Genomic DNA, 17,135 nt, shown 5'->3' on the forward strand with positions numbered 1-17,135 from the left:
ACCGGATTGTGCGCGTGTGTGACAGCGTGTAACAGACAAAGCCCGCCATCCCTGACGCAGCCTGAAATGCCCGCAGACGCCCAGCAGACCATTCTCATCGTCGACGACGAGCCCGAGGTGCGGACGCTCCTGCGCACCGGCCTCGAAGGCGAAGGCTTCGCCGTGGCAGAAGCGGCGGATGGGCGCGAGGCCATGGCGCTGCTCGACCAGCTGCCGGTCAGCCTCGTCACGCTCGACCTGAAGCTCGGCGGCGAGGACGGGCTGAAGGTGGCGCGCGAGCTTCGCGCGGCGCGCAACACGCCTATGATCATGATCACCGGCAAGGGCGACGCCATCGACCGGATCGTCGGCCTGGAGCTCGGCGCCGACGACTACATTCCCAAGCCGTTCCTGATGCGCGAGGTGATCGCCCGCATCCGCGCGGTGCTGCGCCGCTATGCCAGTGGGGCCACGGCAGGAGCCGAGACGCCGGCCGGTCAGCGCTACGGCTTCGACGACTGGATCGTCGACCTTGCCCGCCGCGAGGTACGCGATCCGACCGGCGCGGCGCGGGAGCTGACGACGGCCGAATTCAATCTGCTTGCCCTGTTTGTGCAGAAACCCGGGCGGGTTTTGTCGCGCGACGAGCTGATGGACCTGTTGAAGGGGCATGACTGGACGCCGATGGACCGCTCGATCGACGCGCTGGTGGCGCGGCTGCGCAAGAAGCTGGAGCCAGACAGCGAGCATCCGATGCTGGTGAAGACCGTGCGCGGAGTCGGCTATGCGTTCGCGGCCGCGGTGAAGAAACTCTAGGCGGTGTCGCGGCCCTGCAGCGCGTCGCGCAGAGCGACGGCGAGTTCAGCGCGTTTATAGGGCTTGCGCAGGATCGGTGAGGCGCCACGTTCCGCCGGATCGTGGCGCGCCTCTTCCGCCGCGTAGCCGGTCGTCAGCATCACTTTGATTGTGGGCGCGTGCACTCCGACCCATCGGACGAGATCGTAGCCCGACATGCCGCCGGCCATGACGATGTCGCTCAACACGAGATCGACGTGCTCGCCGCTCTCGAGGAGGCGCACGGCGGCGGGACCGCTTTCCGCCTCCAGTGCGACGTAGCCCAGCCCCTCCACGCGCTGCAGAGTCAGCTCGCGAACCTCGGCGTTGTCCTCGACGACCAGCACGACCTCGCTGTTCTCCGACAGCGGCACGGCCGCGGCATCGGCCGCGACGGCCGCTGCGACAGCATCATCGGCGCGCGGCAGGTAGAGGCTGATGGTCGTGCCCTTGCCGACGGTGCTCTCGATCACCGCGTGGCCACCCGACTGAACGGCGAAGCCGTAGACGGTGCTCAGGCCGAGGCCGGTACCGCGCCCCGGTTCCTTGGTCGAGAAGAACGGCTCGAAGGCGCGCTCGATGACTTCCGGCGGCATGCCTTCGCCGGTGTCGGTGACGGAGAGAAGCACGAACTCGCGCCCGCCGCCGTCGAAGGGCAGGGCGTTCCCCGCGACGTTGCGCGTCTCGACGATGAGTTCGCCGCCGCCCCGCATAGCATCGCGTGCGTTGATCGCGAGGTTGAGGATGGCGTTCTCGACCTCGCTCGGGTCGACCTTCGTCTTCCACAACTTGCCGGCAAGTATGGTGGTGAAAGTGATCGGTTCCCCAATCGAGCGCTTTAGGATTTCCATTAGCCCGAGGACGAGGTCGTTGAGGTCGAGGACCTGGGGCGACAGCCGTCGGCGGCGCGCAAAGGTGAGAAGACGCTTGGTTAGCGCCGCACCCATGTCGGCGGCATCCGCCGCGCGTTTCACCAGCTTCCGCGAAGCATCCGTCTCCATCGCCTCGTTCAGCAGCTCGAGGTTGCCGGTTACGATGGTGAGAAGGTTGTTGAAATCGTGCGCGACACCGCCGGTGAGCTGGCCGAAGGCTTCCATGCGCTGCGCCTGGATGAGCGCGGCGTGTGCTTCTTCGCGGCGGTGGATTTCGGCCTCGAGCTCGCGCGTGCGCTCGGCGACACGCCGTTCGAGGTCTGTGTTGGCGCGGGCGAGCTCCGCCTGGTCGCGCTTTCTTTCGGTGACGTCGCGCAGCACGACCATGAAGATGTGGCGGCCGCCGATCACCTGCTTGGCGATGGAGGCCTCGGCGGGAAACTCGCTACCGTCCTTGCGGCGAGCGAAGATCTCCTGGCGCTCGCCCATGCGGCGCGCGGCGACGTGGGACTCGGCAAACTCGGCGACGTGACCATGATGTGTCGGCCGGAACCGCTCGGGGATCAGAACGTCGAGCGGCTGGCCGATGATCTCGTCCTTGGCGTAGCCGAATATTGCCGCCGCGCCTTCATTGAAGACCACGATCCGCATGTGCTCGTTGAGCGAGATGATGGCATCCGCCGCGATCGCCAGGATGGTCGACATCTGCGACTCGGCGAGCCGCAGCTCGGCCTCGGGATCGGGCGGCGGCGAACCGTCTGCAAGTTTCATCGGCACGGACTCATCAACACGAGGTGGTCTTTATCACGTTGCGTCTCGCAAATGAAAGTTGGCGCGTGCGGGATGCCGCACCGATCTCCTGCCATATGTCGTCTTATGGCCCAAAGCCGACGTTTGGGCGACCAACGACGACGACCGCTCCTGACCCAGAGCGGACATCGGCGGCCGCCCGCGCACGCCATCAGAGATGGCTGCATCTAAACGAAGCGGACATTCACCCATCAGCCGCCTGCGTCATCGGACGCACCTCGGGATGTCTGTAGTTGAGCGATGTCCGGACGCTGTCGCGCGACCGCCAACGGGACGGCCGACCGCTACAAGACGCCTGACCCAGTTCGGCGCTCCAGGGCATCTCATTCATTCGTTTGACACGTAAGTGTTACATTGGCCGTGCATACGCCTACGAACCCGGGTCGGGTTCGGTTGGGGGAGCGAGTTGAGGTCGTACGCGGCAATGCCCGCGCGGCCCCGTTGCGCGGGGCGGCGGCTGACGGCGCTGCTCGTGGTGAGCATGCACGTCCCCTCGATTGCCGTCGGGCACGAGCCAAACCTTCCATTCGATATTCCTGCTCAGCCGCTGGAAGCCGCGCTGGAGGCATATGGGAACGCGACGGGACGCGATGCTCTGTACAAGAGCGACCTGACTTCTGGCCGCCGCTCAACAGCCGTCAGAGGTACGCTACCACCCGAGGCGGCGTTGCTGGCGTTGCTGAAGGGCACCGGTCTTGTCGTGAGCCATTCAACGTCCGCGTCGTTTGTCTTGCTGCCTGCTCCCGCTCGTCTCACGGCGAGCCCTCCAGCCGGAGTTGGCGAATTCTACGGCAATCTTCAGACTACGCTTCAGAACGCCCTATGCGCAGATGATGCTGCACGGCCGGGCACCTACCGAGTGGCTTTGCGGCTCTGGATCGATGCCGCTGGCGACATAGCGAACTTCGAGCGGCTCGGCACAACGGGCACCAAACGTATCGATAGTGCCATCGATCGGAACCTTCGCGGCCTTCGCGTCGGTTCGCCCCCCCCGTCCGATTTGAAGCAACCGACTACCGTTGTGGTCCTGCCGCGGGCGCCGGGCGTCACGATGGGATGCGAGAGCTTGGTGCAGCGCGCCGCGAAGGCCGGGCGATGACGGAAACCTCGCTGTCGATCGTGCGCCGCCTCCTCGTTGACAGCTACGACGACATTAAGCGTCGCCTCACGGCGCGGCTGGGCTCGCCGGACCTCGCCGGGGAGGCCTTGCAAGACGCGTGGTTGCGGATCGCGCGGGTGGACACCCTGGGTCACGTGCAAAATCCTGCAAACTATATCTTCGGCGTCGCCATGAACGCCGCACGCGACCGCATGCGCAACGCCGGCGCGCGCTACTTGAGTGCTGCGGAGGTAGATAGCCTGCTCGAGATTCCGGACGAGACACCCGATCCAGCACGTGAGGCCGAAGGCCGATCTGATTTGCGGGCACTTGAATTGATCTTGCGCGAATTGCCACTGCGGCAGCGCGAGATACTGCTCGCAGCGCGACTTGACAACATGCCCCGACAAGAGATCGCGCGCCGCTTCGGGATTTCTCGACGGCTCGTCGAAAAAGAGCTGCAACGCGCGCAAGAGTACTGCTTGGCGCACCGCGAACGGGTGCGCAAGTGATGGCACAGGGAGGGACCAAGGCGAAGACAGAGCTCGCGCTGGAGCGCGAAGCTATCGCATGGATTCGCCACCTCACCTCGGGAGAAGCTACGGCAGCCGACGCTGAAGCGCTGCAAGCCTGGCGCAACCAAAGCGCGGCTCACAGCACCGCCTTTGGTGTGGCGAGTCGTCTTTGGAGGGATCTCGAGCCAAGTGGCAACAGGGTGCGGCGCCAGCAGAGCGCAACGTCCGAGCTATCCTCTGCCAATCATGCGCGCGCAGTGGCGAGCCGGCGTGCGTTCCTCGGAGGGGGCTTGGCCGCGGCATCGATCGCCGGAGCATACGCGATGGCACGGCCGCCGCTAGGTCTGTGGCCGTCGTGGAAAGAGCTGACTGCCGACTATCGCACAGCGACGGGCGAGCAGCGCGTTCTAGCGCTGGCCGCGAACGTTTCGGTGCGCATGAATACCCAGACCAGCATCGTCGTGCAGCCCTCCGACGAAAACACGGACAGCGTGGCGCTAGTCGCGGGGGAGGCCTCGTTCGCTACCGGGGGCGACGGCGCGCGCCGGTTTGTTGTGCTGGCCGGAGAGCGGCGGATAGAGGCCAAAGTTGCAAAGTTCGATGTCCGCTATATGCCCGGCCGCAATGCGGCCCCGCTATGTGTCACCTGCATTTCCGGACAGCTGAAAGTCGTAAGCGGTACGAATGTCACGACGCTCGAGCCGGGACAGCAATTTCGGCGCGACGGTAACGGGCAACAGGAAATCGTTGACGTCGATCCTGAGGTTGCGTCCGCTTGGCAGCAGGGAATTCTGATCTTCCGCGCCACGCCGCTGGCGGACGTGGTCGAAGAGGTCAATCGGTACCGCCCCGGCAGAATCATCGTCATCAATGACGAGATCGCTCGGATGCCGGTAAGCGGCCGCTTCCGGGTCGCCCGCCTCGACGAGATACTAGTCCGCATTGAGCAGGCTGTGGGCGCCAAGATTCTCTCGCTGCCGGGTGGGCTTGTGGTTCTGAGCTGACACAGTCCCTCGGAGCTCGGGGAGAATGGTGTGCGGATTTTCGCGTGAGCACACGTCACCAAGTTGAGAACGTTGTGATCTCGCTCGGGGCTGCTTCGCACGTTGCGTCCGCTTTCCCGACTCGCCCGGAAGGAGCACCGCGCGTGGCTGTCTGCCCCTGGAATCGCTATTCTTTGCTTGGCCGTCTGTCCGGCCGCGTACGGCCAACGGGCTTGGCTGCAATTGCGCTGCTCTTACTCGCGCCAATGCCGGCCGGTGCCGTGGACTTGCTTGGCGGGGGTGGTGGGTCGCGGCCACCGGTGAATGCGACGGCGCAGGAGGGGGCTGCACAGGCAGCGGCGGCGGCAAAGCGCTCGATCGATATGCTGGGGCGCGCAAGCCAAGCGATCCAGGACATGCGCGCCGGGCAGGACGCAGCACGGGCGTTGGCCAAGCAGGGCGTCAGCCTCGTGCCGAACGGCATGGTTCGCGGTGCCGCGGGCCAGCCGAACGGCCTCCTCGTCGCGCCCGGCGCCGACGATCCGGCCTCCGGGCTGTGGCAGGGCGCCGATCTGCCAACCGAGATGCGGGATGGTGAGAGCGCCAACGTCACCGTCAAGCAGAACCAGCAGAAGGCGATCCTCACCTGGGAAAGCTTCAACGTCGGGCGCGAGACGACGCTCTATTTCAATCAGACGGCCGGCGGCGCCGATGCCGGCTCGTGGATCGCCCTCAACCGGGTGCTCGATCCCGGGACAGCGCCCAGCCAGATCCTCGGCTCCATCAAGGCCGAGGGTCAGGTCTACGTCATCAACCGCAATGGCGTCATCTTCGGCGGCGCTAGCCAAGTGAATGTCGGGACGCTCATCGCTTCGAGTCTTTCGCTTGCCAATGAGCCCTTTATCGCGGGCCTTACGAGCGCAACGACCCCTGTGTTTGACGGCACGACTTACACGCCCGGCGCGGTGCGTGTGCAGGCCGGCGCGCAGATTGCGACAACAGCAGGAGGCCGCGTTTTATTGCTGGGGCCGGAGGTTGAGAACGCCGGCACCATCGAAACCCCATCCGGTCAGACTGTGCTTGCGGCCGGCGACCGAGTCTGGCTGAGGAAGGGTGACGAGGATCCCCTGCAGGAGATCCGGGGTTTCAGAGTTCAAGCCGATGACGGCGCTACTCCGTCGTTGGCCATCAACAGCGGCATCATCTCGGCGCCCCAGGGGAACATCACGCTGTTGGGCCGCGATGTCAGTCAGCTCGGCGCCTTGCTCTCCACCACCTCGGCAGCCTTCAACGGATCGATAATGTTGGCGGCGCGGCTGGACGCGCCCAGTGGTGGCTTTGGCGCTATCCCCGACATGGGCAATCTGGTGCTGGGCGAGGACAGCGTGACGCAAATTCTGCCCGATGCCACCGATACCACGCCGATTACCGACGCTCAGAGGATCGTGAACTCGAGCATCTATCTGATGGGCGCCACGGTCCAGTTCAATCCGAACGCCATAGTCCAGTTGCGGGGCTACGACCACAACACGCCTTCCGAAGCAGCGCCCGGCGGTATCACGATCGCCGCAAACCGCACCTTGATGGAAGCCGGCAGCCTGATCGACGTTGCCGGCACCACCGACGCGATGGCCAGCGCGTCCCGCAATTCCGTGAAGGTCGAGCTGCGCACCAATGAGCTACGCGACTCCCCACTCGTGCGCGGCGGACCACTTTATCAACGCACAATCTATGTCGACGCGAGTCAGTCGGGAGATGGCTGGGAAGGGACCCCGCTGGCCGACGTCAGCGGCTGGATCGGCTTGACGGAACGATCTCTGACCGAACGCATGGCAAGCGGTGCGCCGGTCAGCATTCGGGGGGCGTTCCTTCTTTCCGACCTTGCTGGTCAGGCGCCTGACGCTCCGCTTTCAGAGTTTATCGCCAAGCCCGGCTCGCTGATTGACGTCTCGGGTGGCTATGTCACCTATAATCCTGGTTTTGTGCGGGTTTCGCAGCTCATCACGGCCGATGGCCGGATCATTTCGGCGAGCTCTGCGGATGCCACTCCGGATCGCAACTATATCGGCATCGTCGACGACGGCTGGTCGCGCCACCACTCTCGCTGGGGAGTGACCCAGACCTACCGTATGCCGCTCACGTCCGGCCCCCCGACCGGCTACTTCGATCAGGGCTATGTTCAGGGCGCCGCCGGCGGATCGTTGTCAGTGGATGTAAGTGCGGCCGTCCTCGAAGGCGACGTCGCCGCCAACGTGATCGTCGGACGACGCCAGCTTGAGGTCGACGATCGCCCCAAGGGCGCGACGCTTTCCATCACTGCCAGGGCGCCGAACGAGCAACAATTCTTTGCGGGCTATTCTGTTCCCTCGCTCGTGCTCGGGCACGCGGCAGTGCCGCTACCCGCCGGTTTCGGTGTCACGACGGCGCTGCCGGACGAGGCGTACAGAACGACCTACGTGCCGGAATCCTGGCTGGAAGCGGGCTTCACCAATCTGAGCTTCCGGACCGACAATGAACTCCTTCTTCCGGCCGACGTGACGGTCGATCTCGCTCCGGGCGGCAGCTTCTCGGCCTCGGCCCTCGTTCTTGACGTCGAAGGATCAATACGGGCGCCCGGCGGCTCGATATCGCTCAACGTGCCGGAGAATTTTGGTTTCGCCGTCGGCCAGGAGACTTTGCGCGTCGGCAGTACCGCCGTTCTCAGCACGGCCGGCCTCTGGACCAATGGTCGTGCGGGCGGCTCGCCTTACCTGGCTGTCGATGGTGGCAGCATCGCGTTGTCGTCCGGGCGGCATATTTATGTCGAGCGCGGCGCTTACCTCGATGTGTCCGGGGGCGGCCATGTCGACGCGCAGGGTAAGGTCACGGTCGGCGACGCCGGCGCGCTGTCGATCTCCGGCGGACGCATCGATCCCAACGCAAGCGGCGATTTCCCCGAATTCACGCTGGAGGGTACGTTTGCGGGCTTCGGCCTCGCGGCCGGCGGCCGGCTCGGAGCCGGCGGCAAGCTGGCGATCAACATCCCCGGCGCCGTTACCACAATTGTGCCGGCCGCGGCCATGGGCGACGCGCTCATGGCGCAGCCGAACCCGGGCGAGCTCTACCTGTCGACGGACTTCTTCTCCGCCTTTGGCTTCCGTGCGATCAACGTCACGACGCGTGGCCTCACTCTGACCGGCGGCACCGTGCTGGCACCCGAGGTCCGATCGCGCGTCGCCTCGTCTTCACTGCTGTCGCTGCCCACGGGTGCCGCGCTATCGGACGTCACCACCCCAATGGCGCTGCCGATGGGGCTGCGCGCGCCGATGGACCTAACGCTGCGCGCGGCCGGCAATCCGCGACTGCTCACATCGGTTACGAGCGACGCGGCGCTGATCATCGAGCAGGGCGCGGTGCTGCGCACCGACCCCCTCGGCAAGATCACGCTCCGAGGCGATCAGCTGGCGATCGTCGCAGGCACGGTCGAGGCGCCCGGCGGAACCATTGTTCTGGAGGGGGGAACTTCTCTCACCCCAAATAGCCAAGTTATCGCGGGACAGGGCGTCTGGCTGACCGAGACGGGCAAGCTCCTCGCGCGCGGCACTGTCATCGAACGGCCGCTCGGCAACGGGCTCGTCTCGCGCGACGTGGTCGCGGGCGGTTCGGTGACCGTGCGTAGTCTAAGTGGCAGCACCGCAAACTTTGCTCTCAACGACAGCGGATTCGGTGTAACGCTCGGCGGCAGCTACGTCGTGCTGGCAGCTGGATCGCTGATCGACGTATCCGGCACGAGCGGACAGTCCACCCTTCCGGGGGCAGGCGACTTCGATGGTCGATCCCTTCCGGCCTCATTTCACCCGGAACAGCCGGACTACAACGTCGCAAGCAATGGGGGCAGCGTCGAAATTTCGGCCGCCATCAGCGCCTTGATCGAAGGCGACATCTCAGCCCATGCCGGTGGCGCAAACGCAGGCGGCGGCTCGCTCAGCATCGCCATTTCAATGCGCGAGCTTCCTGACAACTTACAGAGCCGTCGCACGCCGTTCTCTGCGATCGAGGACGTGCAACTCATACTTCAGAACGCGCAGACCACCGTCGTCGCCGATCAGGGGCTGAGGCCCGGCGACAATCTCTTTGCCCACACAAACGCTAACATCCGCGTGTCGGCGGACATGCTGGAAGAGGGTGGCTTCGACAACCTCTCGCTCGCGATCCATTCTGTGACCGGGAAAATCACCGCAAATCCGGCTGTGGTGGTCGCCGACGGGCTCGAACTGACGTTGCCCGGCAACCTGAGCATCGTGGCGCCAGCCATCAAGCTCGCCGACAACACTACGGCGACGGTGTCAGCCAACTACCTGTCCTGGGTCAGCAACTATTCGTCGTATCAACCGAGTTCCTCGCCCAGCGACAACGATATTTTCGCACGCGGGGTAGCGCCGACGGACGGCACCGGTCGTCTCACCTTCAATGCCAATGCTATCGACCTCGTTGGCAATCTCGCCCTGCAGGGCGTCGCTGAAGCGAACTTCAATGCCCAAAGCGATATCCGGCTCTCTGGCGGCCCCGTCATCGGTTCCGTCGGAAATCGCTACTATGGTGGTAGCCTGCGCGCGACCGGCGACCTAGCCTTCAAGGCAGCGCAGGTCTATCCGACGACCTTGAGCACCTTTGCGCTCGTCTCCAATAGTAAGATCAGCTTCGCGTCGAGCGGCGGGCCAGCGCCGACCCCGCTGTCGGCCGGCGGCACCTTGCAGGTGTTTGCCCCGGTGATCGAACAGAACGGCGTCTTGCGTGCGCCGCTCGGCACTATCGAGCTTGGCTGTACGCGAGACTGCGGCACTCGTCTGCCCTTCCTAAGCGGTGCGAGCGCCGTCCCCGTGGCGCAGACCGTGACGCTCGGCGCGGGCAGCAATACTTCGGTCTCGGCGAATGGGCTCATTATTCCATTCGGCGTCACGCAGCAGCAGGGCATCGACTGGGTAGTGCCGCTGCTCGCACCCGGGGTTACCGACCCGCAGCTTTCCCAGTTCCAGCGCATCTTCACGGCCCCGCCCGAGAAGCGGATCGGCCTCAACGCCGCGGATCTTCGGGTCAACGGTGGCGCAGTCATTGATGCCTCGGGCGGCGGCGATCTTTATGCGTCGGAGTTCACCCCCGGATCGGGCGGCTCGAAGGACATCTTTGCGGGGCCCAATGTCTATGCGGTGATGCCGGGCACGCAACCATCGCTCAGCCCGTTCGATCCGTTGTTCAGCGGCAGTGCGCAGCCGGGGGTCGGACGCCAAGTCTATCTCAACGGCGCCGATGGTCTGTCCGCTGGCGTCTATACCCTCCTGCCGGGCCACTACGCCCGCCTGCCCGGGGCGTTCCGCGTTACTGTCGAGAAGTCTTCTACGGAATACGCCATTCCGACGGCTGTATTGACCGATGGAGCCAACGTCACTGCGGGCTACTTCCGCACGCCCTATCGCGATGTCACCGACGCCCATTGGTCGCTGTTCAAGGTGATGTCGGGGGCCGTTGCCCGCCTCTACACCGAGGTACTCGACACCCGCGCCAACGCGTTTTACACCGCCAAGGCTGTGGCCGACGGATTGGATATTCCGCGCCTGGCACAGGACGCGGGCCATCTCACTGTCAACGCGACGCGCTCGCTGGTCTTCCAAGGCACCGGCCTGTTCGTTCCGGATAAAGACGGCCGCGGCGGCCTCGCCGACATCACCGCCGATCAGCTTGCGGTAGTTACCGCGGCCAAGCGCGACGCCGGCACGGTGCCGGCTGCTCCGGCAGACTACCCGACCGGCATCGCATGGCAGCCGCTGCTGCTCGCGGCCGAGGATCTCAACCGTCTCGGTGTCGAAAGCCTGCTCATCGGCGGCACGCGCTCAACTGAGGCAGACGGGGTGCACGTCAGGTCGAGCGCCAGCGCCGTTGTCATCGCCAACGACGCGACCGCACCCCTCGCCTTGCCCGAGGTGCTGCTCACCGCCGCGACCAAGCGCATCGTCGGCAGCGTCACCGTTGGCTCGTCCAACTTAACTGTCGAAGTTGCCCAGGCGGGCACCGGGCAGGTGGTGATCGCCGACGGCGCCGTGATAGAGGCTACCGGTACGGTGGCGCCGGGCCAGACTCGGGCGCTCATCCTCGACGGCGGCCAGGTGCCGAGCCTCCCGACACTGACCAGCACCGCAAGCTCCTACACGCAGGCGCAGATTCAGGCCTACTACAATGCGCTCGGGCGTGGCCAGGGCGCGTTCCTGCGGGTGTCGAACGGAGCCTTTCTCGACACCATCCGAACCAACGCTTCCTATGATCCACTTCCCAACACGCCCGTCCTTGTTGCGGGAGGTCCGGCCGGGGGGGTCGTGCTGCAGGCGCCCATGCCTCCGATCCAGGGGCGGGTCACCATCGGTGCCGGCGCGCGGCTCGCCGCAGGCGGCTCGATCAACTTCAACGTCTCGGAGACGATCGACTTGTCGCCCCAGGCGACTATCGCCACCCGGAGCCTGGAGCTCGCCAGCAACCGAATCAGCCTAGGTGCGCCAATTGGTTCCACGGGTTTCGTGCTCAACCAGGACCAACTAGCAGCCCTGGCTGGGGTGCAAAACCTGGCGCTCCGTAGCACCAGCACCATCGACTTCTTCGGCAACGTGACGCTCGGCCTGCCGGACGCGAGCGGCGCGCCGCTGCTCCGCCGGCTCACGCTCGACGCCAAGGCGATCGTCGCCCGGACGGCGGGGACGGTGAGCCTCACGGCCGAGCAGGTGACGCTGCAGAACCAGACGGGCGAACCCGCGGCTTCCGCGCCGGGTGCGGGCGCGCGCCTGGTCGTCACCGCACGCGACATCGGTGGCGACGACAACAAAGCGCGCATCGCCTTCGGCCAAGGTTCTCTCGGCATCTCAGGCTTCGAGCAGGGCGTCACGCTGTCGAGCAGCGGCATGATCGTCGCCGAGCGCGATGGCTCGCTCCTGGTGCAGGCGCCGCTCACGCTCGATGCGCCGGTGATCACCGCAGGCAGCATGAGCGTCGTCGACAACCTGCCGAAATTCAACACGGCAGCCTACACAATCACGGCCTCGGACGGCGGCGCGACGCCTGGCACGTGGTACGCTCTCGACCTTCGCAACAGCCACGGTGCATCGGGCACACTTCCGGACACGCTGCTTGGCGGGCGACTTACGCTCGAAGGCGGGCCCATCTCCATCGCGACCAGCATCCGCCTGCCAGGCGGCATCTTTTCCGCCAACGCGCACGGCGATCTGACCGTTGCTGCCGGCGGCGTGATCGATGCCGCAGCCAAAGCCATTCAGTTCCGCGACGTGATGGCGGCGATTGACGGTGGCACGATCAAGCTCGCCAGCACCGGCCGCATCGCGGTCGCGGACGGAGCGCGGCTCGATGTCAACGGCCGCGCTGCTATCGGCGCGCTCGGCGAGGGAAGCGCCGGCACGGTGAGTCTGTCCGCGCAGGCGGGCGACGTCTCTCTAGTTCAGGGCGTGCTGTCGGGCGCTGGCCCCAATGCCGCCAAGGGCGGCACGTTCATCTTCGACAGCGCGACGCTCGCCAGCTACGACACGCTGGCCAGCGAGTTGGTCGCTGGCGGCTTCACCAAGTCCTGGGACATCCGCGTCCGCAGTGGCAACATCGTCATGAGCGGCCTTACTAAGGCGCGTGACGTTACGGTTGCTGCCGATCAAGGCAACATATCGCTCGTCGGGCGAATCGATGCCAGCGGCGAGACGGGCGGCCGGGTTCGGCTTTGGGCAGGCAACAGCCTGAGCGTGGCCGGCATCATCGATGCGCATGGCGCCAAGACGAGCGACTCACAGCGCGGCGGGCGTGTGTGGCTAGGATCCGAGATTGGTGCGCTCGAACTCCTAGGCGGCTCTGTCATCGATGTGGCCGCAGGCGGGCTCGCGCTCGGCGATGTCACTCTGCGCGCGCCACGTACCGGCGGCGGCGCGGGTACAGGCGTCGATATCACGAGCCTGGCGGGGGCGATCACCGGTGCGTACTCGGTGATCGTCGAAGGCGTGAAGGTCTATGACGACAATGCCGTGACCGCCGACCTCACACCGACGAAGTTCCGCGACGTCTTCCTCGCCGATGCTGCGAGCTTCATGGCCAACGAGACCGCGATCAAGGCAGGGCTGCTGGCAAGCAATCCCGCGCTCACCAGCGCGCTGCATGTCCGCGCCGGCGTCGAGATCCGCAACAGCGGCAACATCCTCGTGCGCGGCGACGCCCTCAACCCCGTCGGCATCGACCTCTCCGGCGGCGTCAATCCCGACCCGGCGGCGCTCGTGGCGCACTTCGGCCCCAACAACGAGCCCGTCATGCTCACCATCCGCGCCGGCGGCAACCTCGAGTTTGGCCGCTGCACGGGTGCCTGCCTCACGACCACCAACGATACGACGGCAGGTGTGAACAACCTCATCAGCTCGGGCGAACTCGTGCTCGGCAGCCTCAGTGATGGTTTCTCCAGCCGCGCAGCGGGGATGACATCGGGCGTCGTCTCCGGCGCCGGCGCGTCGATCGGCGCGGCGTTGTTCGATCCGCCTGCCACGGCCGGCGACGGACCGGACTCGGCGAGCTTCCGCCTCGCAGCCGGAGCCGACCTTTCGGCGGCAAATCCGCTTGCGCTTGATAGAAACGCGGTCGCTGGGGCCATCACGGTGGCCGGCCTCGTCAACGGAACACCGCAGGTTCTCCGGACCAGCCAGCAATTCAGCCGCGCTCCCGATACCTTCGCCGATTATGCCTCGCTGATCCGCACCGGCACCGGCGATATCGACATTGCCGCGACGGACGATCTCATCCTGCAAAGCATCGGTTCGCTGATCTACACGGCCGGCGTCAACCGCACCTATGCGGGCGGCACCAGCACCCAGTCCCTGCCGGGCTTCAGCCAATATGCCGTTGACGCGCAGGGAACATTCCGGCTGGCGACCAGTTCGGCCATCACCACGCACAGGCTTCGCGCGCTGGCGTTCCCAGTGCGCGGGGGCGATCTCGCCATCGAGCTCGGCGGTGATCTGCGCGGCAACAGCCAAGGCATGACCTACGAAATGACCGCCCTGTGGGCCCAAGGCGAGCTGACGGGCACCTTTACAGGCGGCGTCGGCGTTCAGGTGAACGCGACATTTGCGCCGCAAAGAAGTGTCAACTCGCAACTGCATCAGCCCTATCCGGTCCGCGGCAATCTCGCGTGGTATCCGATCCTCAGCCTTTTTTCTGGCGGGCTCGGTGCATTCGGCGGCGGCGATGTCACGGTCGAGGCCGGCGGATCGGTGAGTAATGTGACGATCGCGTTGCCCACGAATGGGCGCGTTGCGGGCACGGTGCTCACGGCCGCGGCCTACAACCCCGCGACCGCGAGCGGCCTTCTGCTCCAGGGCGGCGGTGCGCTCTCGGTGGCGGCCGGCGGAAACATCACCGGGCTCGACGCCTATGTTCAGCAGGGCGCGACCACGCTCAAAGCGGGGGGTGATGTGATCCTCGGCGCCGACGGCGCCGGCTCGATCACCACCGGCACGGGCGATGTGACCGTGCTGGCCGGCGGGCGCATCGACATCGCCGACCGCGTTCTGCCGGGAGGCGGGGGCTTCTTGCCGTCGGCGCGCACAACCCCTTACGGCGGCTATGTCGTATCGGGCATTTCGATCGCGCAGAACTCCAGCATGGTCCCCTGGGCCTGGGGAGAGCCGTCCCTCGCGGGCCAGCCCTGGGGCAGCCCAAAAGTGGCGCTGCAGAATTCGCTGCAAGGCATTTTCACGTCCGCTCCTACCGGCACCGTCAGCCTCAATGCATTGGAATCGGTGACCCTCGATACCGGCGGAGATAGCGGGCGCATTGAAGCGAGTGGGCGCTGGAACCGGGGCCAAGGCATACTGCCGGCGCGTCTGCAAGTGCTGTCGCTGCAGGGCGACATCGTCAACAATCGCCGGTTCGTCCTTTATCCGGATTCCCGCGGCACAGTCGATCTCCTGGCAAGGGGTGCGGTCACACTCAATCAAGGCTTCGTGCTCTCGGACGCCGATCCCGCGATCATGCCCCTCCTCGAGAACTATGTTGCGGCGCTCAGCCCGACCGAGACCCGGTTCCCGGCCTACAGGACCTTCGGACAAGAGTCCTCGGCAGACAAAGGAGGTCTGGCCTTCGTCGCGGGCGGCGATGCCGGATTCATTATTCTCGACGCCAAGGAGCGTGACCTCAAGCCGGGCCCGCTCGCGATGTTTCATGCACCCGGCGTGCTCCACCGCGACGATGAGGAGCCTGCGCGCATCTATGGGATGACCGGCGACGTCACGCAGACGCAGAGGTCCGAAGTCGACGGCATCGTCGATATCTATCTGGCCAAAATGAGCCAGATCTACGCCGGCCGCGACTTGAAGGGCTTCGCGCTCTATGGGCAGAACAACCGCGCGACGGACGTCTCCAGCCTCACGGCAGGCCGCGACATCACCTACCCGATCCCGCGCTCAAAGGACGGGGCGATTTCCGTCAACGCCGCCCGGCCGGCCGCGGTCGAGTTGAGCGGACCGGGCGACCTCCTTGTCGCCGGCGGCCGAAATGTCGATCTTGGCTTCTCCACCGGCCTCATGACGCTCGGCAATATCTACAACGGCGGGTTGCCGAGCCAGCAGAGTGAGACGAATCCGGGCCAGGGCGCGAACATCACAGTCCTGACCGGCCTGGGCAGCACAACGCCTGACTATGCAGGCTTCCTCGCGGCCTTTGCGGATCCGGCTTCGGATAATCCGTTCGCACCTGCGCTCGTGCAATATGACCGGGAAGGCAACGTGGTTGCGACCGGCGTTGCGGTTTACAACTATCTCCTCGGCCTTCCGGAACAGGCACGCAATCTCCAGCTCCATCGGCTGTTCTTCTCACTGATCCGGGATTCCGGCCGCGAGCACGCCGCCGCGCCTCCCACCGATACCGACTACAACAGCGGCTACGTCGCCATCGACACATCCGGGGTCTTGGACAGCAACCTGCGCAACTACGAGCGCGCCTTCTCTGCCATCGACACGCTCTTTGACGGCACAGCGGGCGGAGGGGACTTCCGCGGCGTGTTCAGCGGCGTACGCACCAAGGCCGGCGGCGACATCACCATCCTGAGCCCGCACGGCGCGATCAATATCGGTATCGCCACGCCGCCCAAAGGTTTCGACTATGGCGGCAACAACGCTGCTCTGGTCGGCGTCGTGACCGAGCAGGGCGGCGGCATCCGCATGTATGCCGACGGCAATATTGCGGTGAACCAGAGCCGCGTCTTCACGCTGAACGGTGGCAACGAACTGCTGATCTCGCGCCATGGCAACATCGACGCCGGCCGTGGTGCCAAGACCGTCCAGGCAATCCAGCCGCCACAGATCCGCTACGATGTCGACGGCAACCTCACGATTATTCCAATCGGGCCTGCCTCGGGCAGTGGCATCGCCGTTTTGCGCACGCTTCCCGACACACCGCTGAGCAACATCGATCTCATCGCCTTCGAGGGCGCGGTCGATGCGGGCGATGCGGGCATCCGAGTGTCGGGCGACATCGTCATTGTTGCGCCTGTCGTGCTCAATGCCGCGAACATCTCAGTGGGCGGCAAGTCCACCGGTATTCCCGTCGTGCTGCCTCCTAACATCGCCGGACTCACCGAGGGGTCGAGCACATCCGGAGCTGCCGTGCAGGAGGTTGCGCTACCGGCGCAGGCGGCGCCGTCCCAGCAACCATCCATCATCATCGTCGAAGTCATTGGTTACGGTGGCCCCGACCCTGTCGAGGAGGAGCTCAAGAAGCGCAGGAAGAGGTCTCAGTCTGATCGCCAAAGCAACACCTATGACCCAAGCAGCATGTTCCGTGTCATCGGGAGTGGCGACCTCAGCGAGGAACAAGCGGAACATCTGACGCCTGAGGAACGAGCGAGATAGGGCGCGCGGCACAGCATCGATGCCGTCGCGTCAACGCGGCGTCTTCGTCAGGGCCCAACACTTCACGTCTGATCTCAGATTGTCCACTTCTGGATGAGAAGCGTTACGAAGGAGGAGCCAGCGGCCCTGAG

At 65.4% G+C, this 17,135-nt stretch carries 6 protein-coding genes and 1 pseudogene; 6 read left to right on the forward strand and 1 reads right to left on the reverse strand.

Going from position 1 to position 17,135, the window contains the following annotated elements; genetic code table 11:
• Nucleotides 1–66: 66 nt before the first annotated feature.
• Nucleotides 67–795 (forward strand): response regulator, encoded by a 729-nt coding sequence (locus GIW81_RS00205; protein ID WP_154737347.1) that lies wholly within the window; start codon nucleotides 67–69, stop codon nucleotides 793–795.
• Here GIW81_RS00205 and GIW81_RS00210 read toward each other — a convergent pair.
• The gene (locus GIW81_RS00210; protein ID WP_154737348.1) at nucleotides 792–2,456 is read right to left on the reverse strand and encodes a hybrid sensor histidine kinase/response regulator; all 1,665 of its coding nucleotides are present in this window, start codon (nucleotides 2,454–2,456) and stop codon (nucleotides 792–794) included. The genes GIW81_RS00205 and GIW81_RS00210 overlap by 4 nt on opposite strands.
• A gap of 520 nt (nucleotides 2,457–2,976) precedes the next feature.
• Here GIW81_RS00210 and GIW81_RS19415 point away from each other — a divergent pair.
• From GIW81_RS19415 to GIW81_RS00230, 5 genes and pseudogenes are all read left to right on the forward strand, one after another.
• Nucleotides 2,977–3,594, forward strand: coding sequence for an STN domain-containing protein (locus tag GIW81_RS19415; RefSeq protein WP_210251891.1), 618 nt, complete (start codon nucleotides 2,977–2,979; stop codon nucleotides 3,592–3,594).
• Nucleotides 3,591–4,106, forward strand: a complete 516-nt coding sequence (locus GIW81_RS00220) for an RNA polymerase sigma factor (protein ID WP_154737350.1) — start codon at nucleotides 3,591–3,593, stop codon at nucleotides 4,104–4,106. Before GIW81_RS19415 ends, GIW81_RS00220 begins: the two co-directional genes overlap by 4 nt.
• Nucleotides 4,106–4,252: pseudogene (locus GIW81_RS18930) on the forward strand (FecR/PupR family sigma factor regulator); the annotation flags it as partial. The gene GIW81_RS00220 and the pseudogene GIW81_RS18930, both read left to right, overlap by 1 nt.
• Nucleotides 4,253–4,399: 147 nt before the next feature.
• Nucleotides 4,400–5,113, forward strand: coding sequence for a FecR family protein (locus GIW81_RS00225; protein ID WP_229309160.1), 714 nt, complete (start codon nucleotides 4,400–4,402; stop codon nucleotides 5,111–5,113).
• Between the two features lie 299 nt (nucleotides 5,114–5,412).
• Complete coding sequence (locus tag GIW81_RS00230) at nucleotides 5,413–17,004, forward strand: filamentous haemagglutinin family protein (protein ID WP_195930276.1); 11,592 nt, start codon at nucleotides 5,413–5,415, stop codon at nucleotides 17,002–17,004.
• The last annotated feature ends 131 nt before the right edge of the window (nucleotides 17,005–17,135 follow it).

It is taken from the genome of Hyphomicrobium album, assembly GCF_009708035.1.
GTDB lineage: Bacteria > Pseudomonadota > Alphaproteobacteria > Rhizobiales > Hyphomicrobiaceae > Hyphomicrobium_A > Hyphomicrobium_A album.

Coding starts and splice junctions, on each gene's coding strand:
- GIW81_RS00205 (WP_154737347.1), top strand. CDS start 67: ATGCCCGCAGACGCCCAGCAGACCATTCTCATCGTCGACGACGAGCCC.
- GIW81_RS00210 (WP_154737348.1), bottom strand. CDS start 2,456: ATGAAACTTGCAGACGGTTCGCCGCCGCCCGATCCCGAGGCCGAGCTG.
- GIW81_RS19415 (WP_210251891.1), top strand. CDS start 2,977: ATGCACGTCCCCTCGATTGCCGTCGGGCACGAGCCAAACCTTCCATTC.
- GIW81_RS00220 (WP_154737350.1), top strand. CDS start 3,591: ATGACGGAAACCTCGCTGTCGATCGTGCGCCGCCTCCTCGTTGACAGC.